At 69.9% G+C, this 26985-nt stretch carries 23 protein-coding genes; 8 read left to right on the top strand and 15 right to left on the bottom strand.

Annotation, left to right across the window (positions count from 1 at the left end; all coding sequences use genetic code 11):
* Window positions 1-264: 264 nt before the first annotated feature.
* On the bottom strand, window positions 265-795 hold the full coding sequence (locus ABZX37_RS13970) for a GNAT family N-acetyltransferase (protein ID WP_354739332.1): 531 nt from the start codon (window positions 793-795) through the stop codon (window positions 265-267).
* 234 nt (window positions 796-1029) lie between these two features.
* Between ABZX37_RS13970 and ABZX37_RS13965 the strand changes: the two genes are divergently transcribed.
* Entirely contained in the window at window positions 1030-6453 is a 5424-nt protein-coding gene (locus ABZX37_RS13965) for an RHS repeat-associated core domain-containing protein (RefSeq protein WP_354739330.1), read from the top strand.
* 107 nt (window positions 6454-6560) lie between these two features.
* Here the strand turns inward: ABZX37_RS13965 and recG are convergent, their stop codons facing one another.
* Together recG and ABZX37_RS13955 are read right to left on the bottom strand one after the other, a co-directional pair.
* Complete coding sequence (gene recG / locus ABZX37_RS13960; RefSeq protein ID WP_354739328.1) at window positions 6561-8714, bottom strand: ATP-dependent DNA helicase RecG; 2154 nt, start codon at window positions 8712-8714, stop codon at window positions 6561-6563.
* A gap of 2 nt (window positions 8715-8716) precedes the next feature.
* Window positions 8717-10303 carry a DAK2 domain-containing protein gene (locus ABZX37_RS13955; RefSeq protein ID WP_354739326.1) on the bottom strand — a complete coding sequence of 529 codons (1587 nt, stop codon included), beginning with the start codon at window positions 10301-10303 and terminating at the stop codon, window positions 8717-8719.
* A 134-nt stretch (window positions 10304-10437) separates the two neighbouring features.
* Here ABZX37_RS13955 and rpmB point away from each other — a divergent pair, with 134 nt between their 5' ends.
* Window positions 10438-10629 (top strand): 50S ribosomal protein L28, encoded by a 192-nt coding sequence (gene rpmB, locus ABZX37_RS13950; RefSeq protein WP_009074135.1) that lies wholly within the window; start codon window positions 10438-10440, stop codon window positions 10627-10629.
* Between the two features lie 198 nt (window positions 10630-10827).
* Here rpmB and ABZX37_RS13945 read toward each other — a convergent pair whose 3' ends face one another.
* From ABZX37_RS13945 to ABZX37_RS13925, 5 genes are all read right to left on the bottom strand, one after another.
* Window positions 10828-11616, bottom strand: coding sequence for an alpha/beta hydrolase (locus ABZX37_RS13945; RefSeq protein WP_354739324.1), 789 nt, complete (start codon window positions 11614-11616; stop codon window positions 10828-10830).
* Between the two features lie 73 nt (window positions 11617-11689).
* A complete protein-coding gene (locus ABZX37_RS13940) occupies window positions 11690-12367 on the bottom strand; it encodes a uracil-DNA glycosylase (RefSeq protein ID WP_354739322.1) in 678 nt (225 codons plus the stop codon).
* A 31-nt stretch (window positions 12368-12398) separates the two neighbouring features.
* Window positions 12399-12929, bottom strand: a complete 531-nt coding sequence (locus ABZX37_RS13935; RefSeq protein WP_354739320.1) for a gamma carbonic anhydrase family protein — start codon at window positions 12927-12929, stop codon at window positions 12399-12401.
* A gap of 22 nt (window positions 12930-12951) precedes the next feature.
* Window positions 12952-13440 (bottom strand): GNAT family N-acetyltransferase, encoded by a 489-nt coding sequence (locus tag ABZX37_RS13930; RefSeq protein WP_354739318.1) that lies wholly within the window; start codon window positions 13438-13440, stop codon window positions 12952-12954.
* A gap of 20 nt (window positions 13441-13460) precedes the next feature.
* Complete coding sequence (locus ABZX37_RS13925) at window positions 13461-14420, bottom strand: thiamine-phosphate kinase (RefSeq protein ID WP_354739316.1); 960 nt, start codon at window positions 14418-14420, stop codon at window positions 13461-13463.
* A gap of 146 nt (window positions 14421-14566) precedes the next feature.
* Between ABZX37_RS13925 and ABZX37_RS13920 the strand changes: the two genes are divergently transcribed.
* Both ABZX37_RS13920 and ABZX37_RS13915 read left to right on the top strand, forming a co-directional pair.
* Window positions 14567-14800, top strand: coding sequence for an Lrp/AsnC ligand binding domain-containing protein (locus ABZX37_RS13920; protein WP_009074118.1), 234 nt, complete (start codon window positions 14567-14569; stop codon window positions 14798-14800).
* 19 nt (window positions 14801-14819) lie between these two features.
* Window positions 14820-15359, top strand: a complete 540-nt coding sequence (locus tag ABZX37_RS13915; protein ID WP_354739314.1) for a DUF3515 domain-containing protein — start codon at window positions 14820-14822, stop codon at window positions 15357-15359.
* Here ABZX37_RS13915 and ABZX37_RS13910 read toward each other — a convergent pair.
* From ABZX37_RS13910 to ABZX37_RS13895, 4 genes are all read right to left on the bottom strand, one after another.
* On the bottom strand, window positions 15340-16680 hold the full coding sequence (locus ABZX37_RS13910; protein ID WP_354739312.1) for an MFS transporter: 1341 nt from the start codon (window positions 16678-16680) through the stop codon (window positions 15340-15342). The genes ABZX37_RS13915 and ABZX37_RS13910 overlap by 20 nt on opposite strands.
* A gap of 25 nt (window positions 16681-16705) precedes the next feature.
* Window positions 16706-17803, bottom strand: a complete 1098-nt coding sequence (locus tag ABZX37_RS13905; protein WP_354739310.1) for a D-alanine--D-alanine ligase family protein — start codon at window positions 17801-17803, stop codon at window positions 16706-16708.
* A gap of 6 nt (window positions 17804-17809) precedes the next feature.
* Window positions 17810-19339: a serine hydrolase domain-containing protein gene (locus ABZX37_RS13900; protein WP_354739308.1), complete on the bottom strand. Its 1530-nt coding sequence runs from the start codon at window positions 19337-19339 to the stop codon at window positions 17810-17812.
* 118 nt (window positions 19340-19457) lie between these two features.
* Complete coding sequence (locus ABZX37_RS13895) at window positions 19458-20828, bottom strand: PLP-dependent aminotransferase family protein (RefSeq protein ID WP_354739306.1); 1371 nt, start codon at window positions 20826-20828, stop codon at window positions 19458-19460.
* A gap of 89 nt (window positions 20829-20917) precedes the next feature.
* On the opposite strand from ABZX37_RS13895, the gene ABZX37_RS13890 reads away from it, so the two are divergent.
* Window positions 20918-21592: a pyridoxamine 5'-phosphate oxidase family protein gene (locus tag ABZX37_RS13890; protein ID WP_354739304.1), complete on the top strand. Its 675-nt coding sequence runs from the start codon at window positions 20918-20920 to the stop codon at window positions 21590-21592.
* Here the strand turns inward: ABZX37_RS13890 and ABZX37_RS13885 are convergent.
* Both ABZX37_RS13885 and ABZX37_RS13880 read right to left on the bottom strand, forming a co-directional pair.
* On the bottom strand, window positions 21564-23015 hold the full coding sequence (locus tag ABZX37_RS13885; protein ID WP_354739302.1) for a HAMP domain-containing sensor histidine kinase: 1452 nt from the start codon (window positions 23013-23015) through the stop codon (window positions 21564-21566). The two genes, ABZX37_RS13890 and ABZX37_RS13885, sit on opposite strands and share 29 nt — an antisense overlap.
* Window positions 23012-23713 carry a response regulator transcription factor gene (locus tag ABZX37_RS13880; RefSeq protein ID WP_354739417.1) on the bottom strand — a complete coding sequence of 234 codons (702 nt, stop codon included), beginning with the start codon at window positions 23711-23713 and terminating at the stop codon, window positions 23012-23014. The genes ABZX37_RS13885 and ABZX37_RS13880 overlap by 4 nt, the downstream gene beginning before the upstream one ends.
* A 164-nt stretch (window positions 23714-23877) precedes the next feature.
* Between ABZX37_RS13880 and ABZX37_RS13875 the strand changes: the two genes are divergently transcribed.
* Genes ABZX37_RS13875 through ABZX37_RS13865 form a run of 3 tightly spaced genes read left to right on the top strand, consistent with a single transcriptional unit; the run spans window position 23878 to window position 26066 of the window.
* Window positions 23878-24252 (top strand): VOC family protein, encoded by a 375-nt coding sequence (locus ABZX37_RS13875; protein WP_354739300.1) that lies wholly within the window; start codon window positions 23878-23880, stop codon window positions 24250-24252.
* Complete coding sequence (locus ABZX37_RS13870) at window positions 24249-25070, top strand: class I SAM-dependent methyltransferase (RefSeq protein WP_354739298.1); 822 nt, start codon at window positions 24249-24251, stop codon at window positions 25068-25070. Before ABZX37_RS13875 ends, ABZX37_RS13870 begins: the two co-directional genes overlap by 4 nt.
* A 9-nt stretch (window positions 25071-25079) precedes the next feature.
* Complete coding sequence (locus ABZX37_RS13865) at window positions 25080-26066, top strand: asparaginase (RefSeq protein ID WP_354739296.1); 987 nt, start codon at window positions 25080-25082, stop codon at window positions 26064-26066.
* Here the strand turns inward: ABZX37_RS13865 and ABZX37_RS13860 are convergent, their stop codons facing one another.
* Window positions 26067-26546, bottom strand: coding sequence for a cysteine dioxygenase family protein (locus ABZX37_RS13860; protein ID WP_354739294.1), 480 nt, complete (start codon window positions 26544-26546; stop codon window positions 26067-26069). It lies immediately after the preceding gene.
* Window positions 26547-26985 lie beyond the last annotated feature (439 nt).

Here is a 26985-nt window from a genome sequence, read left to right as displayed (position 1 = left end):
GACAGCCGAGCCAAGCCCACAGACAAGCCAGCTCGCCACTCGCCGCCAAACGACGACAGCCGAGCCAAGCCCACAGACAAGCCAGCTCGCCACTCGCCGCCAAACGACGACAGCCGAGCCAAGCCCACAGACAAGCCAGCTCGCCACTCACCGCGAAACGGCGAATGCCCGGCCGGGCACAGGTTGAGCAGGCAGTCGCCGCTCAGTGGCGACCTGCGGATCCACGAGCGCGTTGGCGGCAACGCGGCATGGCGGCAACGCGGCCTAATCCCCCAGCAACAACCGGTACCGGACCTCCTCCAAGGTCACCGCCCCCTCGGACATCGTCTCTACCTTGGTCTTTCCGTCCATGACCCACCCGGCTCGTTCATAGAACGTCCGCGCCCGGGTGTTCGTCGACAGCACCCACAGCGTCGCCGTCTCGAACTGGGTCGACAGGGCTCGTACGCACTCCTCGTGCAGCGCCCGCCCCATCCCCTGGCCCCATTCTGACGGCAGGAGGTAGATCGACGACAGTTCGCCGGTCTGCGGGGTGGCGTCGTCGTCGCGGCTGGGGCCGAACACCGCGAAACCGGTGATCGACTCAGCGGTGCTTGCCGCCAGGACGGTGTGTCGGCGGGAGGTGTCTGCCAGGTTCGAAGCCCAGAACTGTTCCCGTGTCTCGATCGACAGGCCGGACAGGAACTCGTCCGGGAGCAAGCCCGCGTAGGCCGCTTGCCAGGAGCCTACGTGGACCGCCGCTATGCCGGGCGCGTCCTCCGGGGTCGCGGGGCGGATCGCGAGTTCGGGCACCATTCCTCCAGCGGCTCGGCGACGAATCAACCGCTGGCAGTTCAGCACACCAGCCCGCGAGGGCGCATGCGGTTTACCGAAGTGGCCACAAAGGACAGTCGACGGCGCGGAGACGGGCAAAGGCGTCGAAAGGCGACCCGGAGCAGGCGAGTGTGTTCGGGCAAGGGTTCCGGGACTTCAGGCATCACCGTCGCGCCCCGGCGGCCCCCTGGGCGGCCAGCCGATAGCCTCGGCAGATTGGCGGATCAGGCTCCGCTCTTCGTCATGCCCGCGCGTACCAGGAAATGGGACAAACCGATGACCAACCCGTTGATCGCGCCGGTGAAGGACTCCACGACCGCGATGTCCGGGATTCCTCTGCTGGAGGACGCGACCGGCCTCAAGACCGCGATCGAGAGCAAGAATTGGGCGGCCGTCGCGATCGGGGCGGTGGGGACCGCGCTCGACGTGCTCACCGCGGTGATGGATCCGTTCGGTGCGATTTTCGCCGCGGGCGTCGGGTGGTTGATGGAGCATGTCGGGCCGCTCAAGGAGGCACTCGACGCGCTCACCGGCAAGGCGGACGAGATCCACTCGCAGGCGGAGACCTGGACAAATGTCGCCAAGGAACTCGAGAGCGTTTCGACTGAACTGACCCAGCTGGTCAAGAAGGATCTCCAGGACTGGCAAGGCGAAGCGGCCGACACCTACCGCAAGAAGGCCGAGGACACCTCCGCGCTGATCGGCAGTGCGCAGAAGGGCAGCGAGGGCGCGGCGAGCGGTGTCAAGACCGCGGGCGAGATCGTGGCGGCGGTCCGGTCGCTGGTGCGGGACACGATCGCGGATCTGGTCGGGCACCTGATCTCGTGGGCGTTGCAGGTGGTGTTCACGCTCGGGATCGGGATGGCGTGGGTGGTCCCGCAGGTCGTCACGGCCGTCGCGAAGACCACCTCGACCATCGCCAAGGTGACCTCGAAGCTGGTCAAGGCGCTCAAATCGCTGATCCCGCTGCTGAAGAAGGCCGGGACGCTGTTCGAAGACGCCGGGAAGGCGCTGAAGGGGCTCAAGAGCGGCAAGAGCGCCCCGGCGCCGAAGCCCAAGGACATCAACACCAAGTCCAGGTCCGTCTCCAAAGACGAGAGCACCACAGCGTCCGGCGACCACAGCGGGACCACGCACCCGTCCGGAGAGCACGGCGGCGGACCTCACCAGAACGAGCGGAGCCTGGACCAGGAAGGCACCCCCCACGGCGGGCCGGGCGGGACGGACGGGCACACGTCGGCGTCGGGGGCCCGCGGCGGGCAGGGCGGGGCCCGGTCGCTGGACAAACAGGGCGAGAACTCGCGCTCCATCGACAATATCTGCACCACCGGCGACCCGATCGACGTCGCGAGCGGGCAGATGGTGATGACCGAGACCGACGCGGCGTTCCGCAGCGCGCTGCCGATGGTCTTCGAGCGCGCGCACTTCTCCGCGTTCCGTGCGGGCGGCTGGCTCGGCGGGGCCTGGGTGTCCACTTTGGACGAACGCGTCGAGGTGTACGACGACCAGGTGTGGTTCGCCGCCTCCGACGGCATCGTCCAGGTCTTCCCGCGTCCGCACGGCGAAGAATGGGTGGCCGCCGAGCACGGGCCCGCGCGGTTTCTCGCCCAGGAGCCCGGCGGCGGGTTCGTCCTCGAAGACCGGGAGCGGCAGCGGATCCTCACCTTCGAGCGCGGCAGCCAGCAGGTCCGGCCGATCCGCTCGATCGCCGACCGCAACGACGAGCACATCTACTTCGAGCGCGACCCGCGCGGCACGCCGGTCGCGATCCGGCACAGCGGCGGCTACCGGATCAACATCGCCACCGAGGACGGGCTCGTCACCGGGCTGTCGACGGTCACCGGCGACGGCACCGAGGTGCAACTGGTCCGCTACGGCTACGTCAACGGCAACCTCACCGAGGTCACCAACGAATCCGGGCTCCCGTTCCGGTACGTCTACGACCGCGCGGGCCGGATCGAGGCGTGGTCCGACCGCAACGGCGAGTGGTACCGCTTCCACTACGACGAGACCGGCCGGGTCGTGCGCACCGAGGGCTCGGGCGACTGCCTCACCGTCACGATGGAGTACGACCTGGTCAACCTGGTCACCCACGTCGTCGATTCGCTCGGCCACCGCACCGCCTTCCACCTCAACGAATCCGGTCAGCTCCTCCGTGAGGTCAACGCGCTCGGCGCCTCGCGCAGCTACGAATGGGACTCCCGCGACCGGCTGCTCAGCGAGACCGACGAGCTCGGCCGGACGCAGCGCTACCGCTACGACGGGCTGAACAACCTGATCGGCATGCACCGGCCCGACGGCACGGAATGGTCCGTCGAACGCGACGAGTTCGGCAAGCCGGTGCACCTGGTCGAAGCTCCGGGCGTCGAAACCCGTTGGGAATACGACGAACGCGGCAACGTCACCCGGTTCGTCGAACCCGGCGGCGGCGCCACCGTCTACACCTACGACGAGTGGGGCCACCTCGCGTCGGTCACCGATCCGGCGGGCGTGAAGCTGACCGTGGTGTCCGACGACGCGGGCAACCCGATCACGGTGACCGACCCGCACGGCGCGACGACTGCGTACCGCTACGACTGTTTCGGCAGGCTCTTCTCGACCGTCGACCCGACCGGCGCGGTCGAGGAATTCGGTTACACCGTCAACGGTTCGCTCGCCTGGCACCGCCGCGCGGACGGATCGACGGACGAATGGCATTACGACGGCGAGGGCAACAACCGCCTGCACGCCGACGCGTCCTCCGCGATCACCCAGCAGGAAGTGACGCACTTCGACCTGATCTCGGCCGAGATCCGGCCCGACGGCACCCGGCTCGAATACTCCTACGACACCGAACTGCGGCTGACCGGCGTCACCAACGAACACGGCCAGGTCTGGCGCTACGAGTACGACCCGGCCGGAAACCTCGTCCGCGAAACCGATTTCGGCGGCGCGGCCTCGACCTACCGCTACAACGCGGCGGGCGAGCTCACCGAGATCCGCAGCCAGTCCGGCGACGTCGTGACCATGAGCCGCGACCTGCGCGGCAACCTCGTGGAGGAGGTCGTCGAAGGGCCGTCCGGGACCGTGCGCACCCGGTTCGAGCACGACGTCCTCGGCCAGCTCGCCGCGGTCGACGACGGGACCACCCGCGTCGAGTACACGCGGGACGCGGCCGGTCGCGTGATCGCCGAGACGGTCAACGGGCGCACTCTCCGTTCCGAGTACGACAACGCGGGCAATCTGGTCCGGCGGCGGACGCCGTCCGGGGCGGAAAGCGTGTGGGAGTACAGCGAAGCAGGCGAACTCGCCGCGATGCACGCCTCGGGCCGGACCACGCGCTTCGAGTACGACCCGGCGGGCCGCGAGGTCCGGCGCACATTCGGCAAGGGCGCGGCGATCCTGCGCGCCTGGGACCCCGCCGGGCAGCTTTCCGGGCAGGCCGTGCAGGCCGCGTCCGGCGAACTGGGCCGCGACCGGCGCTACCACTACCGCCCCGACGGGCTGCCCGCCCGGATCGACGACCAGACGTCCGGCTCGCGCTGGTTCACCCTCGACGTCCGCGGCCGGGTCACCTCGGTCCGCGCGGAGGGCTGGAGCGAGCAGTACGCCTACGACGCGACCGGACGGCTCGTCGACGCCGCCTGGCCCGCGCCGGAAGAGGAGGACCGGCTCGGCAGGCGCGCGGGCCCGGCTTCGGTGATCACCGAGGCGGGCGGCGTCCGCTACACCTACGACGACGCCGGCCGGATGCGCACCCGCCAGCACGAGGACGGGCGGACCTGGGAGTACACCTGGGGTCCGCTCGAGCGGCTGGTCGCGGTCGAGGTCCCGGACGGCACCTCGTGGCGCTACGCCTACGACCCGATCGGCCGCCGGATCCGCAAGGAGCACTTCGCCGCCGACGGGAACACCTCGCTCGAACGCGTCGACTTCGTCTGGGACGGCGACACTCTGGTCGAGGAAACCCGTTCCGTCGACGGCGCTTCCGAAACGACCGTGTGGGACTACGAACTCGACAGCTTCCGGCCGCTGCTGCAGCGCCGCCGCCCGGTCTCGAAAGACTCGCAGGACAAGATCGACGCGCAGTTCTTCGCCATCGTCGCCGAACCCTCCGGAACGCCGACCGAACTGCTCGACGACCAGGGCGAGATCGTCTGGCACGCCCGCACCAGCCTGTTCGGCCTGGTGGTCGACGCGGCCGGGGAAACCGGCATCCCGCTGCGCTTTCAAGGCCAGTACTTCGACGCGGAGACCGGCCTGCACTACAACCTGCACCGCTACTACGACCCGGCGCTCGCCCGCTACGTCAGCCCGGACCCGATCGGGCTGGCCGGCGGACCGGACCCGCACGCCTACGTCAGCAACCCGCACGTCCTGGTCGACCCGCTCGGCCTCGCGGGCAGCAACTGCACGAGCCGCAGCCCCAGCCCCGACCCGTACGACCGCGGGCCGAGCCTCACTCCGGATCCGCAGGGCCGTTCCCGGAAGCAGTCGCCGGGCGGGACGGTTTACGTGGAGCACAAGAAATCCGGGAAGAAGAACCGGCGGAAGGACTACGGGTACACCAACCTGTCGCACAGCAGCGGGAAGATGCGGCCGATCTTCCAGCGCAACGCGGTGTCGCCGCCGCCCTCGTTCAAGAAGCGGGGCGAGGACACCAAGTGGTACATGGACTCGAACCGGCGCTATTACACCCGGGACTACCAGGGAAAGCCGACCGGCATCGTCAAGGGTCACAGCAACCTCGTCATGGGGCACAACCCCTCGGCCAGCGCGCACTGGAACAAAACGGGCTACAAGAGCACCTACCCGCAGAACAAGTCGCACAACGAAGACCCCAATTCCTTCGGCTGGCTCGAGAAGCGCGCTGATTCCGACAAGAGCGGCGGCAAGGAGCAAAAGTACCGGGACGCGACCCCGAGCAACGGCGCCAACCGGCAATGGTGGGACCCGAAGGCCCCCAACTACCGCGGCAACCCGGTCGCGGAATACCGGCCGGAGGTCAAGAAGGTCCAGCCGAGCAGCGGGAGCGGCGGTTACGGCGGCGGAGGTTATTCCGGCGGCAGCGGGCACACGAGCTACTCGAGCGGGCATGCCGGGCCGTCGTCGAGTTCGGCGCCTTATGTCCAAACTGTTCATCCGCCGGGTTATTCAAGCGGCGGCCACTACACCAGCGGTGGCGCCTACGGCAGCAGCGGCCACTACAGCAGCGGCGGCTACGGCGGCAGCAGCAGCCATTATTCCGGCGGCGGCAGCCATTCCGGCGGTTATGGCGGCAGCAGTCATTCCGGCGGATCCAGCGGCGTCTATGGCAGCAGCGGGAGAAACGGCACCCAATACGTCTACGGACCCAGCACCGGCAGCCATTCCAGCAGCGGCGGCTATGGCCATTCCGGAGGCGGCGGTTACCCCAGCGGTGGCCATTCCGGCGGGAGCTACGGCACTTACGGCGGCAGCAGCCACTCCGGCGGATCCAGCGGCGTCTATGGCAGCAGTGGAAGAAACGGCACCCAATACGTCTACGGGCCCAGCGGTGGTGGCCATTCCAGTGGCAGCCACAGCGGCGGCGGCAGCTACACCGGCGGCGGTTACAGCGGCGGCCACTCCGGCGGAAACCGGCACGGCTACGACTCGGACGACGACCTCTACGACGCCTGAGCGACCAGCCTGACCAGACACCACCGTCAGCACGGCGAAGGGGCCGGGACAAGAAGTCCCGGCCCCTTCGCCGTCAGCCCGCGCCGTACGAAGTAGCCGACAGCGCGTCAGCTCTTCTCCAGGTACTCCGCCCGCTCCAGGTCGACCACGTCGGCCACCATCTGCGCCAGCCCCGGCAGCGAAGCCAGCTCCGGATCGCCCGTCACGATCTCCTGGGCCTGCTCCCGCGCCTCGGTGATCACGTCCTCGTCGCGCAGCAACGACAACAGCTTCAGCCCAGAACGCTTGCCCGACTGCGCCGCACCGAGAATGTCGCCCTCGCGGCGCAGTTCCAAGTCCAACCGGGACAGTTCGAAACCGTCCGTGGTGGACTCGACGGCGGCCAGCCGTTCGCGGGTGGAAGTCCCGTCCAGGGTTTCCGTGACCAGCAAGCACAACCCGGGCACACTCCCCCGCCCGACGCGGCCGCGCAGCTGGTGCAGCTGGCTCACGCCGAAGCGGTCGGCGTCGAGGATGACCATCGCCGTCGCGTTGGGGACGTTCACGCCGACCTCGACCACGGTCGTCGCGACCAGGACCTCGACCTTCCCCGCGCCGAACGCCTGCATGACGGCGTCCTTCTCGTCGGTCGGCATCCGGCCGTGCAGGGCGGCGATCTTCAAGCCCTTCAACGCGCCGTTGGCGAGATCCGGCGCGACGTCCAGCACCGCGAGCGGCGGCCGTTTGTCGCTCTTGTCCGACGGCGGCTCGTCGCCGATGCGCGGGCACACGACGTACGCCTGATGCCCCTTGCCGACTTCCTCGCTGACCCGCTGCCACACCCGATCGAACCACGCGGGCTTCTCCGCGACCGGCACGACCGTCGTCTTGATCGGCGAACGGCCGACCGGCATTTCGCGCAGCGCCGAGATTTCCAGGTCGCCGTAGACCGTCATGGCGACCGTGCGCGGAATCGGCGTCGCCGTCATGACCAGCACGTGCGGGCTCGTCGAATCGGCACCGCGCGAGCGCAGCGCATCCCGCTGCTCCACGCCGAACCGGTGCTGTTCGTCCACGACCACGAGCCCGAGGTCGGCGAACTGCACGGTGTCCTGGATCAGCGCGTGCGTGCCGACGACGATGCCCGCCTCGCCGCTTACCGTCTCCAGCAACGCTTTCTTGCGTTCCTTCGCGCCCATCGACCCGGTGAGCAGCGTGATCCGGGTGGCGTTCTCCGCGGCGCCAAGCTCGCCCGCCATCCCGATGTCACCGAGCATTTCGCGCAGCGAGCGGGCGTGCTGTGCGGCCAAAACCTCGGTCGGCGCGAGCATCGCCGCCTGCCGTCCGGAGTCGACGGCCTGCAGCATCGCCCGCAACGCGACCACCGTCTTGCCGGAACCGACTTCGCCCTGCAGCAGCCGGTTCATCGGGTGCTCGGACGACATGTCGGCGGCGATCTCGTCACCGATCGCACGCTGTCCCGCGGTGAGGTCGAAGGGCAGCCGCTTGTCGAACGCGTCGAGGAGTCCGCCGTCGATGTGCGGGCTCGCCTTCGCCGGACGCGACACAGCGGAATGCCGTCGCTGCGCGAAAATCAGCTGCACGGCCATCGCTTCGTCCCACTTGAGCCGGTGCCGCGACGACTCCAGGTGCGCCCAGTCCTCCGGCCGGTGGATGCCGCGCAACGCCCGCTCGAGGCCGGGCAGCCCGTGCCGCTTGAGCAGTTCGTCGGGCATCGGGTCGTCGCCGACCTCCAGCACGTCCAGCACCTGCCGCACGCATTTGGCGATCGACCAGGTCGGCATGCCTTGCGCCGCCGGGTAGACCGGGATGATCTCGGCGAGGAAGTTGTCGACCGCCTCGACCTCGCGTTCGGCGTCGAGCAGCTCGTACTCCGGGTTGGCCAGCTGCAGCGTGTCCCGGAACGCGGTGACCTTGCCCGCGAACAGCCCGGTCTTGCCGGGGGCCAGGTCCTTCTCGCGCCACGCCTGGTTGAAGAACGCGCACGCGAGCCGCCGCTTGCCGTCGGTGATCACCATGTCGAGGATGGTGCCGTTGCGGGATTTCATCCGGCGCTTGCTGATCTTCTCGATCCGCGCCAGCACGGTCGCGTGCTCGCCGAGCTCCAGCCCGGCGATGTCGGTCAGCTCGCCGCGTTCGGCGTAGCGGCGCGGATAGTGGCGCAGCAGATCGGAAACCGTCTCGATGTCGAGCGAGCTCGAGAGCGCTTTCGCCGTTTTCGCGCCCAGCAGCAGCGGGAGCTTGTCGCGAAGCCCGGCCATGATTATTCGACCCCCATCAGCAGCACAGCGTCGCTTTGACCGCCGGCGTAACTCGTCAACTCCACCTCAGGGTGCTCCAGCCGCAGTTGCTCGGCGAGCTCCGCGGCCACCCTCGGCGGAGCGTCCGCCCCGCTCAGGACGGTGACCAGCTCGCCGCCGAGCGCCAGCATCCGGTTGAGCACGCTGACCGCGGCCGCGACGAGATTCGTCGCCGACGCCGGGGCGGGTTCGATCAGCACCACCTCGTCGTCGACCAGACCGATCACGTCGCCGGACTGGGCCCGGCCCACCCAGGTTAGCGACTCTTCGCGGGCGATCCGCAGCTCGCCACGCCTGGTCGCGCCCGCCGCCTCGGCCATCGCGACGACGTCGTCGTTGACCCGGCGCTCGCCGTCGTGCACCGCGAGCGCGGCCAGCACCTGCACCGGCGACGAGCACGGGATCACCACGACGTCGCGCTCGCCCGCCATCGGATGCCCGGCCGCGGCGTCGGCTGCCGCGGTGAGGTCCGGCCCGCCCGGCAGCACGCTCAGGTGCTGCCCGGCCGCCTCGTTGAACAGCCCGATCATGTCCTCGACGCTGGGCAGTTCGCCGTCCGGCACCGCCAGCACGGCGAGGCCCTCCGCCCGCAGCAGTTCGGCGAGCCCGCCGCCGCGCACCACCGCGACCACCGACCGGTCGATCCCGCCGCCAGGTTCGATCGGCGTCGGCGTGAGCAGCGGTTCGACCCGGATCCGCCGCGGCCTGCCCAGCTGCAGCCCGGCCTCGATGGCCGCGCCGATGTCCGCGCAATGGACGTGGACGGCGTGGCTGCCCGAACCGTCGCCCGCCACAGTGACGCTGTCGCCGAACCCGCTCAGTTCCTTCCGCAACGCCGGCAGCCGGGCCTCGTCGACCTCGTCCAGCAAGTACATGACCTCCCACGCGTACGGCACCTGCTCGGGCAGCGAAGCGACGGCCTGCAGGTCGTGCCCGGGTTCCTCGGTTTCGCCGGTGATCACGCCGGCCAGCGCGTCGAGGACCGCGACCAGGCCGCGTCCCCCGGCGTCGACGACTCCGGCCTTGGCCAGCGCGGGCAGCTGCTTGGGCGTCTCCTCCAGCGCCGCCGCGGCCACGGCGACGACCTCGCGCGCGACCTCGGACAGCGTCCGCGTCGTCCCTCGGACAGAGGCGGCCACGGCGTGCAGGACAGTCAGCATCGTCCCGGCGACCGGCCTGCTGACCGCGCCCGTGGCGACCTGGTCCGCGTGCCCGAGCGCGGCGGCGAGACCGGCGCCGTCGAGGTCCCCGCCGTCCGCCGCCCAGTCGGCCATCCCGCGCACGACCTGGGAAAGGATCACGCCCGAGTTGCCGCGCGCGTGCGCGACCGCCCCGCGTGCCAGGACAGCCAGCGCCTCGGCGGCGTCGGCCGGTTCCGCGCTGGTGAGCGCCTCGTGCGCGCCAGCCATCGTGTACAGCAGGTTGGAGCCGGTATCGGAGTCCGCGACCGGGTAGACGTTGATGCCGTCGATGGCCGTGCGCAGCCTGTCCAAACTGCGCACAGAAGCCGCCGCCCAGCCCGACACCGCCGCCGCGTCCAGCACCCGCACCCCGTAACCTCCTAGCCGGTCCCCGCGAGGGTAACGACCCCGCGGCAAGGGCCCCGAGACCACTCGTTACTATGGTCGAGTTGCCTGGCAAGTTCAGGCGCGCATTCTTTGTCCCATATCCAGAGGAGTTCGACGTGGCTGCCGTGTGCGACGTCTGTGGCAAGGGACCCGGCTTCGGCAAGTCGGTCTCGCACTCCCACCGGCGTACCAACCGCCGGTGGAACCCGAACATCCAGGTTGTGCACGCGAAGGTCGGCGTGTCCCAGCGCAAGCGCCTGAACGCCTGCACCTCGTGCATCAAGGCCGGCAAGGTCGTGCGCGGCTGAGTCGGAAAACGAACGGTGGCGAGTGCTCGCGGAGAGCGCTCGCCATTTTCGTTTTCCGGGTGTCTTCCGGGGGTCGAACCCCCGGGCCCCCGCCAGGGGGCAAGCCCCCTGGACCCCCGCGTTGGGTCACCTTGAGGTCGAGAACTTGAGTTGGGACTCGAGAAAGGGGCGAGTGCTTCGGCACTCGCCCCTTTTTCGTCACCTCAGGAAGCCCGCCAGAACCTCCCGCAAGGACTCCGGCGCGTTCAGCACGCCGTGGTCCTGCCCCGGGATCTCCTCGTACCGCCCATGCGCGACGGCAGCCGCAACGGCCTTGGCAGAGGACGCCATCCACGCCTCCCCCGCGCCGCCCGACAGCGACAGCACCGGGACGGTGATCGCGGCCAGTCGGTCCGTCGGCAGGTGGTTGCCGCGGCCGCAGACGGTCAGGTCGTAGGGCAGCGTGTGCGCCAGCCCGACGAACCAGCCCCACACCGGCGCGGCCTTCATCGAGTCCACGATCTCCGAAGGGGTCCCGGTGCCCTCGACCAGGAACAGCTCGACCGCGCCGTCCCGGTCGCCGTCGGCGAGGGCGGCGCTCACCCGGTCGACCAGGTCTTCGGCGGGACGCGGGCGGTCGTCGCCGATGAACGGCGGTTCGTACACCGACACCTTCGTGATCGGCAGGCCGCGCGCCGCCGCTTCCAGGGCCAGGATCGCGCCGGACGAGTGGCCGAACACCGCGGCTGACCCGCCGACGGCCTCGATCAGCACCTCGAGGTCGTCGATCTCGCGCTCGACCGCGTAGACCGGGGCGTTGCCGCTGTCACCGCGGCCTCGCCGGTCGTAGGCGATCGCGGTGAACCCGGCGTCGGCCAGCACCGCGGCCAAGCCGGCGACGGTCGTGCGGTCGTTCACCGCACCGCCGATCAGCAGCACCGGCGAACCCGAGCCGTAGGTGTCGAAGGCGATCGGGGTGCCGTCGGCGGACGTGACGGTGGCGGTCATGGCGTTCCTCCAGGGTTTCAGTCGTTCCTTACCCTGGTGGTCGGCGCCGGACGCCGGAACTGGACACGCCGCGTCAGGGAAGTTTCCAGTCGAGCGGTTCCGCGCCCTGCTGGGTCAGCAGCTGGTTCGCCCGGCTGAACGGACGCGACCCGAAGAACCCGTTGCGCGCCGAGAGCGGGCTCGGGTGCGCCGATTCGATGCACGGCACGTCGCCGAGCATCGGCCGCAGGTTCCGCGCGTTGCGGCCCCACAGGATCGCCACCAGCGGTCCGCCGCGCGCGGCGAGCGCCTTGATCGCCTGCTCGGTGACCTGTTCCCAGCCCTTGCCCTGATGCGAGTTCGACTTGTGCGGCTGCACGGTCAGCGACCGGTTCAGCAGCAGCACGCCCTGCTCCGCCCACGGGGTCAGGTCGCCGTTGGCGGGCGTCGGGTGGCCGAGGTCCTCGCAGTACTCCTGGTAGATGTTGATCAGGCTCTTCGGGATCGGCCGCACGTCCGGGGCCACCGAGAAGCTCAGCCCGACCGCGTGCCCGGGCGTCGGGTACGGGTCCTGGCCGACGATCAGCACGCGGACGTCGTCGAACGGCTGCTTGAACGCGCGCAGCACGTGCTCGCCCGCGGGGAGGTAGGTGCGGCCCGCGGCGATCTCGGCGCGGAGGAATTCCCCCATCGCGGATACCTGCGGGGCCACTGGTTCAAGGGCCTTCGCCCAGCCGGCTTCGACGATTTCGTCCAGCGGTCGTCCAGTCACGGCCCGCGAGCCTAGCGGCACGTGCCCGAGGTCACTGTGGCGGGTCCAGCCTGCGCAACTCGGCGCGGAACCGGGCCCCGCGCCGGACATAGGAATCCACCACCGAAGCGATCTGGTCTTGCGAAAACGACTTGTTCGGCCGCGTTTTCGCCGGAACCCCCAGCGCGATCTCGCCGGTGCCGACCGTCGAATCGTAGGAAAGCACCGCGCCCGCGCCGACCATGCCGCCGTCCTCGATGACGCTTCCGTTCAGCACCACCGAACCCGACGCGATCAGGCAGCCGGTGCCGATCTTCGCGCCCTCGATGTGCACCGCGTGCCCGACCGCCGACGACGGGCCGATGATCGTCGGATGCCGCGCGGTGCAGTGGACGACGCACCCGTCCTGCACGTTCGAACGTTCGCCGATCTCGATGTACCCGTGGTCGCCGCGCAGCACCGTCTGCGGCCAGACCGACGCGCGCGGTCCGATCCGGACATCGCCGATCACCGTGGCGTCGGGATGGACGTAGGCGTCCGGGTGGATGGTCGGGACCAGGTCGCCGAGCGCGTAGATGGCCAAAGCCGCCTCCGGGGCAGAGTCGTCAGAGTGGTCGGTCGCGGTCGAGATCCTTGCCGTAGTACCGGCTTTCGGGCATGTCGCCGTAATAACCGAAAGCCGGGATCTCGACGTAACCCGACGAACGGTAGAGGGCGATCGCCTCCGGCTGCTCGGTGCCCGTCTCCAGCACGACGCGACGACGTCCGGCGGCGACCGCGGTGCGTTCCAGTTCGGCGAGCATCGCGCGGGCGAACCCGCGGCCGCGCGCGGATTCGATCACGTACATCCGTTTCAGCTCGACGTCGCCGGGCCGGAACGTCGGCGCGGGACCGTCGTGCGCGCGCCACGCGCCGGACGCCACCGGCGAGTTGTCCAGGTAGCCGACCAGAAACAGGCCCCGCGGCGGCGCGAACTCCGCGGGGTCCATCGGGGTCTCGTCCTCGGAGCCGTAGCGGCGCACGTACTCCAGCTGCACCTCGGCCATCAGCTTGGCGGCGTCGGGATGGTCGAAGGCGACGACACGGATGTCCACGAGATCAGCCTAATGAAGGATCACTGCTGCCAGTGCTCCCAGCCGCCTTGCTGGTCGAACTCCTTGCCGTCCACAGTGACCCCGGAGCCGGGCATGGTGACCACGCCGATCTTGCGCCAGCCCTCGGGCAGGTCGTCGAACGGCGGGAACGTCGCGACCAGCGCGTGGTCCTCGCCGCCGGTCAGCACCCACTGCAGCGGGTCCGCGCCCAGCGCGCTGCCGACTTCCTTCAGCCGCGTCGACACTTCAAGCAACGCGGTCTGCACGTCGAGCCCGACTTCGGAAGCCGCGGCCAGGTGCGCGAGATCGGCGAGCAGGCCGTCGGAGACGTCCATCATCGCCGTCGCCCCGGCGAGCGCGGCCTGCGGACCGGCCGCGTACGGCGGTTCCGGGCAGCGCTGCGCGTTCACCACTCCGACCGGCGACCGGAATCCGCGCCGCAGCACCGCGAGCCCGGCGGCGGCCCAGCCGAGCCGTCCGCACACCGCGAGCACGTCTCCGGGGCGCGCGCCGGAGCGGGTCACCGGTTCGCGGTCTTCGAGGTCGCCCAATGCGGTGACGCTGATCACGAGCTGGTCCGCGCTCACGAGATCGCCGCCGGACACCCCGATGCCCGCCGTCTTCGCCTCGGCCCACATCCCGTCCATGATCTCGGTCACGACCCGCGCCGGGGTGTCGGCCGGGCACGCGAGCCCGACGACCACCGACGTCGGTTTCGCCCCCATCGCCGCGATGTCGGACAGATTCACCGCGACCGCCTTGCGCCCGGCCTGTTCCGGGCTCGACCAGTCGAGCCGGAAATGCACGCCGTGCACCAGCACGTCGGTCGTCACGACCACGCGGCCGTCCGGCGCGGCGAGAACCGCCGCGTCGTCGCCGGGGCCCAGCAATGTCGACGCGGGCTGCTCGCGTCCTTCGGTGACCCGCCGGATCAGGCCGAACTCGCCTGTCGCGGCCACCGAGTGCTCGTCCGGTGACACCGGTCACCTCCTGTTTCCCTCGCCTGTGTCGGATCGGCCACCGACTATCGGATCCCCTAGGTTTTTCCCAGGGCTGGCGCTACGTTCCCTACACCGTCTACACCGTTCCTACCTCGACTCACTCGCAACCGACGAAAGGGCACGCCGTGGTCCACGCATACATCCTCATCCAGACCGAGGTCGGCAAGGCGGCCGCGGTGGCTGCGGAGATCGCCGGGGTCCCGGGCGTGACCAGCTCCGAGGACGTCACCGGCCCGTACGACGTGATCGTGCGCGCCGCCGCGGACACAGTGGACCAGCTCGGCCAGCTCGTCGTCGCCCGCGTGCAGAACGTGGAAGGGATCACGCGCACGCTGACCTGCCCGGTCGTCCACCTCTGACGCGTGGTCCACTGATGCGGTGGCAGACACCGACACCGGGGCTCCGCCGAAGGTCGTCCTCGTCACCGCGTCGTTGCTCGTGGCCGCTTTGGCGGTCGCGGTCGCGGTCGTCGCGCTGACGAAGAGCTCCTCCGGACAGCCCGGCCCGAACCAGCCCCTCGCCCTCGTTTCCGTTCCCGCGCCGCAGGCCGGGTCGCCGGACTGCGCGAAGCTGATCGCGGGGGTCCCGGCCACGCTCACCTCGAACGGCAAGGAACTGTCGCCGCGCACGCTCGCCGAGCCCGCGCCGAAGGCCACCGTCGCGTGGGGCGAACCGGATCCGGTCGTGCTGCGCTGCGGCCTCGAACGCCCGCCGGACCTCACCCAGACCTCGCCGCTGCGCGTGGTCGACAAGGTGCAGTGGCTGCAGGTCGAGCAGGGCGATTCGGCCACCTGGTACGCGGTCGACCGGCCGGTCTACCTGGCGCTGACCGTGCCGAAGAGCGCGGGAACGGGTCCGCTGCAGACCATTTCGGACGCCATCGCGGCGAAGCTGCCGGTCAAGCCCTTGAAGTTCTAGCCGCGATCGTCTCCAGCGATTCGCCGGTGGTGCGCGGCCCGAGCACCGCGACGTCGATCATCAGCAGCACCATCGCGCCCGCGACCACGGCGAACATCGTCGTCGCGCCCGCCGAATGCAGGACCGGCAGCAGCACGAACGGCATCGCGGCCGTCGCCAGCCGGGACAGCGCGTAGGCCGAACCGGCCGCGGTTCCGCGCAGCGACGTCGGGAACAGTTCGCCCTGGTAGGTGTGGAAGGCGTTGGAGAACACGTTGCTCGCCGCGGTGTAGCAGAACCCGAACACCGCGATCAGCACGCCGGCGGTGGCGTAGCCGAAGGCCAGCCCGAACACCGCCATCGCCGCCGCGCTCGCGACGATCAGCCACTTGCGTTCCAGCCGTTCGATGATCGGGATGGACAGCGCGGAGCCGATCGGATAGCCGAGGAAGGTCAGCGCGGCGAAGGTCAGCGAGCTGACGAGGCCGAAACCCTTGGCCGCCAGCACAATCGGCACCAGCGAGCCGAAACCGTAGTAGCCGAACGACTGCAGCAGCTGGAACACGTACAGCATCGCCGTGCGGCGGAACCACGGCGGACGCAGCAATGCCGACGCGCGCACCGGTTCGGGCGCGGGCGGTTCCGGCTCCGGTTCGGGCAACGGCTGCGGCGCGCTCGCTTCGAGCTTGCGCACGATCTCGTCTGCTTCGCCGATTCTGCCTTGTGCGGCAAGCCAACGCGGCGATTCCGGCAGCGTGAACCGCAGCGCCCACACGATCGCCGCGCCCAGCGCGCCGATGATGAACAGCCAGCGCCAGCCGTCGATGCCGAGCGGCGCGTGGCCGACGAGCGCGCGGGCGAGGAATCCGGCGGCCGGAACACCGCAGAAGCCGATCGTGTAAGCCCACGCCGTCGCGCGACCACGAGCGCGGGCGGGCAGCAGGTCGGCGAGATAAGCGTCGGCGACCGGCAGTTCCGCGCCGATGCCGATCCCGGCGATGAACCGGCAGATCACCAGCATCCACACGTCGGTGCTGAACGCGCCGAGCAGCGTGAACACCGAGTACAGGCCCAGCGTGAGCAGGAACGCGCGCCGCCGGCCGAACCGGTCGGCCAGCCTGCCGAGGAACACCGCGCCCACGAACGCGCCGACGAACGCCGACGCCAGGACGTACTTCAGCGTCGTCGGGGTGACGCCGAACTCCTTGGTGAGGACGGTGCTGATGGTGGCGGCGAGGAACAGGTCGTAGAGGTCGAAGAAGGTGGCGATGCCGACCACTGCCACGAAGTACCGGTGCCGCCGGGTGACCGGGAGCCGGTCGAGGCGGGAGGCGATCTGCACGCGCTGGGGTCCGTCCGGTCGATCGTCAGCGCAGGCCGGTGCCCCGGGCGAGCGCGGTGTCGATCAGCGTCGACAGCAACGTCGGGTAATCCACCCCGGTCACCTCCCACATCTTCGGGTAGGCGGACTTCGTGGTGAAGCCGGGCATCGTGTTGACCTCGTTGATCACCAGGTCGCCCTCCTCGGTCACGAAGAAGTCGACGCGGGCGAGGCCCTGGCAGTCGAGCGCGCGGAACGCCTCGACGGCCATCGCGCGCAGCCGGTCGGTGAGCGCGTCGTCCAGTTTGGCCGGGATGTCCAGCTCGGCGTCCTCGCCGAGGTACTTGGTTTCGAAGTCGTACCAGGCGTCCTCGCCCTCGGCGAGCACCCGGATCTCCGCCGGGAGCGACGCCTCGACGCGGCCGTCCGGGAATTCCAGCACGCCGCATTCGACCTCGCGCCCGCGCACCGCCGCCTCGACGAGCACCTTCGGGTCGGTGCGCCGGGCCAGTTCGATCGCGGCGTCCAGGTCGGCCCAGTCGGCGACGCGGGAGATGCCGACCGACGAACCGGCGCGCGAGGGCTTCACGAACACCGGCAGGCCAAGGCGTTCGCGGTCCTGTTCGGCCAAAGTGGACTGTCCGCGGCGCAGCGCGGCGTAGGTGCCGACCGGCAGCCCTTCCGCGGCGAGCAGCTTCTTCGCGTATTCCTTGTCCATCGCCGCCGCGCTGGCGAGCACGCCGGGGCCGACGTACGGGATGTCGGCGAGTTCGAGCAGGCCCTGGATGGTGCCGTCCTCGCCGAAGGCGCCGTGCAGCACCGGGAAGACGACGTCGACGGCGCCGAGCACCTCGGTGGCCTGGCCCGGGTCGACCGTGCGCAGCTCGTGGCTGGTCGGGTCGCCGGCGAGCACGAGCGCGCGGCCGGACTCGACCGTCGGCAGCTCGCGGCCCTGGATGCTGAGCTGCTTCGGGTCGCCGGTGCCGAGCACCCAGCCGCCGCTCGGCGTGACGCCGACCGGGAGCACCTCGAAGCGATCCGGATCCAGGTTCGAGATCACACTGCCCGCGGACAGGCACGAAATGGTGTGCTCGCTGCTGCGGCCACCGAACACGACCGCGACCCGGATCTTTTCAGCGCTCATAGCCGGTCACCGTACCGGGTGAGCATCGCCAACAGCGCGTGCCGGGGGTGTCCGCGCTGGTCGCGAGGGTCGAGCCGCTGGTCGGCGACGCGACGAGGCCAGCGCGAACCACGTCACCCCGCGGACCACCAGGAACGCCATCCCGGCCAGCACCAGGACGGTGAAGTCCGGCAGCGTCTGGAACGCCACGTCCACCGGCAGCCAGCCGCCGTAGCTGAGCATGCCGACACCGACGAACACCGCCGCGTACAGCACTGCTGCCGCCACCAGATGTCCGATCAACGGGCGCACGGCCACTCGACCGAAACCCTTGTCGCGCACCAGATCCGGCAGCTTCCGGGCACGACGAACCTGTCGGCGGGTCGCCAAAACCATCGCAAGCAGGACTAGGAGAGCGAGACCATCGATGACGCCATAAGTCAGCAGGAAGCCGTTGCCGATTTCCGGGGCCGGTGCGCCCGCGAGCATCGCGAGGGTGTGGTGGAACGGTGCGCCGTTGTCCAGCAGGACCGGGTTGCGCGAGGTCAGCACCACCAGGCCGACGTGGCGGTCCGGCAGGTATCCCAGGTTGGCGTGGTAGCGGGTCAGGTCGCCGTCGTGCTGGACGACCGGCTGGCCGTTGAGGGTGCCGGTTCCCCAGCCGAATCCGTAGTGGTCGATGCCGTCGATCGCGTGGTCTTCACCGGTCGGGACCGCCGCGCTGTGCATCAGCCGCAGGCTTTCGGCGGACAGCGGCCGGGTGCCGCGGTAGGCGCCGGTCATCTGGAAGGTCAGGTAGTGGCTGAGGTCCTCGGCGGTCGAGACCAGGTAGCCGTCCGGCAGCGCGCCGGGGAAATCCGGCGTTTCGATTGGCACGTTCAGCCCGAACAGCACCGATGAGCCCTCGATCAGGCCCTCGCGGCGGGCGTCGGCGAGGGTGGTGAAGGTGCGGGTCATGCCGAGCGGGGCGAGGACGTGCGCCTTGAGGTAGTCGGCGTAGCCCTGGCCGGAGACCTGCTCGACCATCAGGCCCAGCGTTGCGTAGTTCTTGTTGCAGTAGTGGAAAACCGTGCCGGGCCGGGACACCGGGACGACGTCGGCGAGTGCGCGGACACGCTGCTCCAGCGTGGTTTCCGGCTCGTAGAGGTCGACGGTGCCCGCTTCGGTCGGCAGGCCGCTGGTCTGGTTCAGCAGTTGCCGCACGGTGATCGGGTCGTTCGACCCGGCGGTGCGGAACCACGGCAGGTAGGCGGTGATCGGCGTGTCCAGGCCGACTTTGCCCGCTTCGACGAGCTGCATGACGGCCAGCGCGGTGAACGATTTGCTCAGCGAGCCAAGGAGAAACGGAGACTGCGGCGTCACGTCGGAGCCGACCGCGCCCGTCGTCACCGTGCCGTCCGCGGCCACCAGCGCGTATGACGACGGCGGGCCACCGGCCAGTTCTTCGCGCAAGTGCGACACCGCAGTGTCTTGTGTTTGTGCCGAGGCCGGTGCGGCGAACACCGCCAACGTCACAGCCGCGATCGCTGCCGCCGCCCACCGAATCCGCCGAGTCATCCCGCGCTCCTCCGTGCTCCGAACTGATCGGCAAAAGCCTCGCCGAGCAGCGGATCCCGCACCATGAAGCTGACCGGCGGACCAAAGGTAGGGCTGGCCCCCCGGAGTCGGCTCCAGGTCAGCGGAGAAGGTCGACCAGCGTCGGCACCGCGGCCATCAACGCCTCCCGCGAGCAGCCCGCGTACCCCAGTGCGATGCCGTGCATCGTCGGCGTTCCGGCGAAATGCCGGGCCAACCCGTCGAGCCGGATCGAGTGCTTTTCCGCCGCGGCGATCAGCTGCGCCTCCGCCTCGGCGCTTTCCGTCGGCACCACCAGGTGCGCACCGGCGTCGTCGCCGACGAACGGGATCCCGGCGTTCGACAGCGCGGCCACCAAAACCGTCCGGCGTTCGGCCATTTCCCGGCGCAGCTTTCGCAGGTGCCGTCCCAGATCGCCGGTACGCGCCAGCTCGACCAGCACCCGCTGCCCCGCTGGCGACGGACGCGTGCCGGTGAGATCCCGGTACGCCAGCACGGAATCCGCGACGGCGGCGGGCGCGACGAGCCAGCCCGCGCCGAGCGTCGGCGTGAGGATTTTGCTGGTGGTCCCGAGGTGCACGACGACGTCCGGGGCGAGCGCGGCCAGCATCGGCAGCGGGGCGACGTCGAAGCGCAACTCGCCGTCGTAGTCGTCCTCGATGACCAGCATGCCTTCCGCGCGAGCGCGTTCCACGAGCTGCACACGCCGGGCCGCGCTCATCCGGCTGCCCATCGGGTACTGATGCGCGGGCGAGCAGTAAACCGCGCGCGCCCCGGCGGGAATCGCGTCCGGACGCAGGCCTTCCTCGTCCACCGGCACCCCCACGACGGTGAGCCCGGCCTGTCGGAACGCTTGCACCGCACGCTGATAACCCGGTTCCTCGAAGGCAACGACCGCGCCTCGACGCAACACCGCGGCGGCAAGCTCCACGACAGCCGCAGTGGTACCGCCGGTCGCCAGCACCGAGCCCGCCGCCAGACCGCGGTGGCGCAGCAGGTGTTCCGACACGGTCGCGCGATATTCCGGCAGCCCGGCGCGGTGCGCGCGCGTGAGCGGCTCGGGATCGGCAGCTGCCCGCCAAGCCCGTCGCCACGCCGCGCGGTCGAGCCCGCCAGCCCACGGCGCGCCTGGCGTGAGGTCGAGCACCGGACTCGGTTCCGGCTCCGCGAGCAGCGAACCAGGCACCGTGACCGACGCGGCGGCGCGGGTCGGCGGAGTCGTCACGTACGTACCGGAGCCGTGCCGTCCGGCGATCCAGCCCTCCGCGTGAAGCTGCTCGTATGCAGCGGAAGTGACTGTGCGCGAGACACCGAGCCGTTCAGCCAGCGCGCGCGTGGACGGCAGCCGGTCGCCGCCGCGGAGATGTCCGCCAGCCGCGGCTTCGCGCAGCGCGTCGGCCAGCTGCACGGCCAGCGGAGTGGCCGCGTCGCGGTCGAGACTCACCGGCAGGGCGGTGTCGGCGTAGGACACGGCGGACCTCCGATACAGCGAAGTGGACTTCTCAAGTGTAGAAGAAGTGGACATTCAACGTAGCCACTTGCCCGCCGCACACTGAACGCATGAGCAGCCTTTCGCCCACCGAACGCACCACGCTCGGCCGCAAACGCCACCGCGCCGCCAGCGAGCGCGCCGCGCTGCACGCAGTGCTCGACGAGGCGCTGATCTGCCACCTCGGCGTGGTCCGCGACGGCGTCCCGCTGGTGCTGCCCACCGGATACGGCCGCGACGGCGACACCCTGTACTTGCATGGTTCCACGGGCGCGGCCAGTCTGCGAGCCGCCGCCGGGGAAACGGGCGTCTGCGTGACGGTCACCCTGCTCGACGGCATCGTCTATTGCCGCTCGGTGAACAACCACTCGGTGAACTACCGCAGCGCGGTGATCCTCGGCAAGGCCCGCCTGGTGACCGACCCGGACGAGAAGATGCGCGGCCTGCACGTGCTCACCGACCACCTCTCCCCCGGTTCGTGGGAACACGCTCGCGCGGTGAACAAGAAGGAGTTCGCGGCGGTTTCGGTCATCGCGCTCGATCTGGCTGAAGCGTCGGTGAAGCTCCGCGCCGAAGGACCGGACGACGAACCCGAGGACGTCACCGCGAACGCCGCTTGGGCTGGGGTCTTGCCGGTGCGCACGGTCTTCGGCGAACCGGAACCCTCCGCTGACCTGCCAGCAGACTGGACCGTGCCCGAACACGTCGCCGCACGCGTCACGAAGACAGCGGCAACCGCACCGTGAACACCGTCCGCCCGGGGCTGCTGTCCAGCGAAACCGTCCCGCCGTGCTCCACCACCAGCGAATGCACCACCGACAACCCCAGCCCGGTGCCCCCAGCGGCTCGGGTGCGGGAGTTGTCGACGCGATAGAACCGGTCGAAAATCCGCTGCTGGTCCTCCAGCGAAATCCCCGGCCCAGCATCAGTGACGGTGGCAACGGCCATCCCGTCCGCCACCGTCACCGCCAGCTGGACCGGCGTTCCCTCGCCCGTGTGCACGGCCGCGTTCGCGAGCAAATTGTCCAGAACTTGCCGTAGCCGCGCCGGATCCGCGTGCAGCACCACCGGTTCCTCCGGAATCGACACCGTCAGCGGATACCCCGGACGACCAGCCCGGAAAGCGTCCGCGGCCGCCGCGGCGACCTCGGTGAGATCCATTCGCTGCGGGCGCACCGGCGGTTCGACATCCCGCGCGTCAAGACGGGCGAGGAGCAGCAAATCGTCCACCAGCACGCTCATCCGCGCGGTCTCGGCCCGGATCTTCTCCAGGTGTGCCTCGCGCTCCTCAGGCTCATTCGCGGCGGCGTAACGGAAAAGATCGGCATAGCCGCGGATCGACGTCAACGGCGTTCGCAGTTCATGCGAGGCATCAGCGACAAACCGGCGCAGCCGATCGTTCGCCTCGGTGCGCGCGGCCAGCGAAGACTCGATGTGGCTCAACATCACATTGAACGCCGTCCGCAACTCCTCGACCTCCGCACCGCCGCCAGTGCCGGACGCGCGCACCGGCAAATCCGCGGTTGCGGTGAGGTCGTGCGAAGCGATGTCATGCGCGGTACCGGCCATGTCCGACAACGGCCGCAATCCGCGTCGCAGCACCACTCGACCGGCGACGACGAGAATCGCCAGCGCGATCAGGAACGCGATCACTTCGATCAACATCAACTGCTGCACAGTGTTGTCGAGGTCGGCTTGCGGCGCGGCGCTCAGCAACACCGTGCCGGTCCCGTTCTGCGAAGTCTCCACCGGACAGGCCCGCACGCGGTAAGAACCCTGTCCCGGCAAGGCGATCGTGCGGAACTGGTCGCCGCCGGTCGCTTCTTCGGCCACCTGCGCCAGCGGCCGGACGTCGTTCGGCAACGTGCTGCCCGGCTGCGGGACGGCATGCCCTTCCCGGACGTCGAAAACCGCCGAATACCAGGAGTAGACGACTTCCGGGTTGTCCTTCGACTCGCGCAGATGCGGCACCTGCGCGACCTGGCTGGTCTTGAGCTGCTCGTCGAGCCGCCGGTTGAGGTAGTCGTGCATCAGCTCGACGGTCAGCGCGCCGACGATCGCGAACACCACCAGCGAAAGCGCGCCCAGCCCGAACGCCAGCCGGGTGCCCAGCCTCGAGGCGCGCCAAGCCCGGTACCACCGGCGAGCCGAGCGCCCGATCCGGTTCACCGGTCCGCCTGTCGCACGGAGTACCCGACGCCGCGCACAGTGTGGATCAGCGGTTCGGCCTCCGCGTCGAGCTTGCGCCGCAACCGCGAGATCGCGAGTTCGACCACATTGGACCGTCCGCCGAAGTCGTACTCCCACACGTGGTCGAGAATCTGCGCCTTCGTGAGCACCGCCGGCGAGCGTCGCATCAGGTAGCGCAGCAGCTCGTACTCGGTCGGCGTCAGTTCGGCGAGCTGACCACCGCGGCGGACTTCGTGCGTCTCCTCGTCCAACGTGAGATCGCCCACCTGCAGCACTACCGTGCGGGCGTCCGGCTTTTCCGACGTCCGCCGCAGCACCGCGCGCAGCCGCGCCATCAGCTCCTCGACGGAGAACGGCTTGACGAGGTAATCGTCACCCCCACGGGTGAGGCCGGCGATACGGTCGGCGGTCGCGTCCTTCGCCGTCAGGAAAACCACCGGGACCTCGTCGTGTTTCTCGCGCAGCTTGTCGAGCACGGTGAAACCGTCGAAATCCGGCAGCATGAGGTCGAGTACGACGATGTCGGGAGCGAACTCCGCGGCGCGCGCGAGCGCGTCGGCGCCGGACCCGGCCGTCACGGCCTGCCAGCCCTCGTAACGGGCGACGGTCGCGACCAGGTCGGCGATGTGCGGCTCGTCGTCCACGACGAGCAGCCGCACCGGGTTCGGGTTCTCCACCCCGCCATCCTCCGCGACGTCCGCGCGGGCGCGCGAGCCGAACCCCCGGCTGACAGCCACTCGACAGGTTCGCCGCCGCGGCGAAGATCCGGAAACCTGTCGCGCGCATCGGGCATTCCGGGCAGACTCCGAACCGGCATCCGCCCCCGAGCCCAAGGAATCCGATGACTTCTTACGTGGACAACATCACCGTCGACTGCGCCGACCCGTGGGAGCTGGCCCAGTTCTGGACCCAGGTGACCGGCCGCCCGGTCGGCGAGGGCGACAAACCGGGCGAGGAGGAGATCGGCGTCACGCTCGACTCCGGCGTCACCCTGCTGTTCATCGCCGTGCCGGAGCCCAAGACGATCAAGAACCGGCTGCACGTCTGCCTGAAGCCGGACAACGGGACCCGCGACGAAGAGGTCGAGCGGCTGCTCAAAATCGGCGCGACGCTGCATTCCGACCATCGTCGCGAGAACGGCAGCGGCTGGGTCGTCCTGCAGGACCCGGAAGGCAACGAGTTCTGCGTGCAGCGCAGCGTGGCGGAGACGGCGTGACGGATTCGTTCGAGATCAACCGCGCCAACTGGGACGACCGGGCGCCGATCCACGCGCGCTCGGCGTACTACGAGTTCGACAAGTTCAAGGCCGATCCCGCGCACCTGAGCCAGATCGTCCGCTTCGACCAGCCGCGCCTCGGCGACGTTTCCGGGCTGCGCGCCGTGCACCTGCAGTGCCACATCGGCACGGACACGCTGTCGCTGCACCGGCTCGGCGCCAAGGTCTCTGGTCTGGACCTTTCCCCGGCGTCGCTCGCCGAGGCGCGCAAGCTCGCGGACGCCGCCGGCGCTGACATCGACTACCACGAGGCGAACGTCTACGACGCGGTGAAAGTGTTCGGCGAGAACGCGTTCGACCTGGTGTACACCGGAATCGGCGCGCTCTGCTGGCTGCCGAAGATCGCGCCGTGGGCGGAGGTCGTCGCGCGCTTGCTGCGGCCGGGCGGACGGCTGTTCCTGCGCGAAGGCCACCCGATGCTGTGGACGCTCGACGAAGAATCCGAACGCGCGTGGCCGAAGTACGACTACTTCGAGCACGACGAACCGCTCGTGTTCAGCGACGACACCACCTACGTCGACACCGACGAAACGGTGCACACGACGACCACGCACAGCTGGAACCATTCGCTCGGCGAGATCGTCACCGCGCTGCTCGACCAGGACCTGGTCCTGACCGGGCTGACCGAGCACGACACCGCGGCGTGGAACGCGCTGCCGAACGAAATGGAAGAGGCCGGGGGCGGCGAATGGCGGCTGCGCGACAACCCGCGCCGGATCGCCGCCAGCTACACCTTGCAGGCGCGGCGGCCCGCATAGAGTGCGGGCATGACTCGCATCGCCGTCGCCGCGCTGGGCGGCACCATCTCGATGGCTCCCGGACGTTCGATCGAAGACGGCGTGGTGCCGCGGCTGAGCGCCGAGGACCTGCTGGGAGACCTCGGTTCCCGGCTGCCGATGGAGGTCTCCGCGGCGACGCTCGCCGGGGTCTCGAGTTCGTCGATGGACTACGCGACGCTCGCGCGGACGCGGCAGTGGGGCGTCGAGCAGATCGAGGCGGGCGCGGACGGTCTCGTGGTGGTGCAGGGCACGGACACGCTGGAGGAAACGGCGTACCTGTTCGACCTCACGTGGCCGTCCGACGCGCCGGTGGTGGTCACCGGCGCGATGCGAAACCCGAGCCTGCCCAGCCCGGACGGACAGGCGAACATCCTCGCCGCGCTCACCGTCGCCGCCGATCCGCGCAGCCGCGGCCGGGGCGCGCTGGTCGCGTTCAACGACGACGTGCACGCGGCGCGGTGGGTGCGGAAGACGCATTCCAGCCACGTCGAAACGTTTTCGTCGCGGCCCGCGGGTCCGCTCGGCATGGTCGCCGAGGGAGCGGTGCATTACTTCCACCCGTCGCCGCCGCGCCTGCCGGTGCTGCCCGGAGCCGAGAATGTCGATCTCGTTCCGCTGCTGGAATCCGGCCTCGACGATTCGGGCGAACTGCTGTCGATGGTTCTCAAGGGCGGTGCGCGCGGCGTCGTGGTCGCCGCCAATGGCGTCGGGCACGTATCGACGGGCACGGCGGACGTGATCGCGGCCGCGGAGGTGCCGGTTGTCGTCGCTTCCAGGACCGGCGCGGGCCCGACTTTCCGCAGCACGTACGGGTTTCACGGCTCCGAATCGAGCCTGATCCGGATGGGCGCGACGATGGCCGGGTGGCTGTGCCCGCGGAAATCGCGGATCCTGCTGCAGGTTCTGCTGGCCGCGGGCGTCGGCCGGGAGGAGATCGAACGGCAGTTCAGGCTGCGCGGCGACCTCGACCGCTGATCACACCCGGGTCGGACCGTCCACCGGATTCGCCTGGTACGACCGCATCTGCCGGCCGCCCTGGCGGTAGACGTGCACGCTGATCGCCGGGTCCGGGCCGTCGTTGCGCACCTCGTGCACGTAGCCCGGCCCGAACACCCGAGACTGCCCGGCGGACAGCCCGTGCACCTCGGTCACCGCGCGCCCGCCCGGGGCACGCCGCGCGACGGTTTCGGTCAGCCGCCCGGACACGACGGTGAACGCGCCGGTCGCGAAGGCGTGGTCGTGCAGGTCGGTGTACTGGCCGGGAAGCCAGCTGAGCAGCCAGATCTCCTGGTCCGCAGTGCGTTCGACCAGCGCCGAGAACCGCTCGTCGGGGTCGTAGCGCAGCAGGCTGCCCCAGCGTTCCCGGTCGGCGGCCACGTCGACGGCGACGCGGACCGGGTGGCGCAGGGCGGGGTTCTCGGGACGCAGCAGGGTGTTGTCCGGAACGGCGAACATGAAAGAAAGTCCTCACGGGAAGAAGATGGGTGTCGAGCTGGGCCGGGCTGGGTTCACCGACAACAGCGACACGACATGCCCATGACGGGGCGGAGGTCGGCAGACCCCGGCCGCATCGTCATCTCGCACGTCAGCATGCCGCACAGAGAACCAGCCCTGGACCGCCCGGTCAACCCGTCCCACCCCCTGGACCGCGCCTGGCGAGGGCGGGTTCACACCCTGGCGCTCTGCGGGTTCGGGTTGTGCGGTCTTCAGCCGGGACCGGGCGGCCTCGCACTCCCGGCCAACGTCCGTGAAGGGCTCCCTGAGGGAATCAGATTCCCTCAGGGAGCCCTTCACGGACCTCGATACCGCGCGCCAGGCCCATCGACGGCGAGGGTCCCGCGCACTGCCGACGCCACCCTCACTGCGGAGAAGACCCCAATGTGGCATTGGGTGC

Source organism: Amycolatopsis sp. NPDC004079 (assembly GCF_040610415.1).
Lineage (GTDB): Bacteria > Actinomycetota > Actinomycetes > Mycobacteriales > Pseudonocardiaceae > Amycolatopsis > Amycolatopsis halotolerans.
The sequence above is the reverse complement of the archived record's forward strand: the minus strand, read 5'-3'. Positions and strand labels throughout refer to the sequence as shown.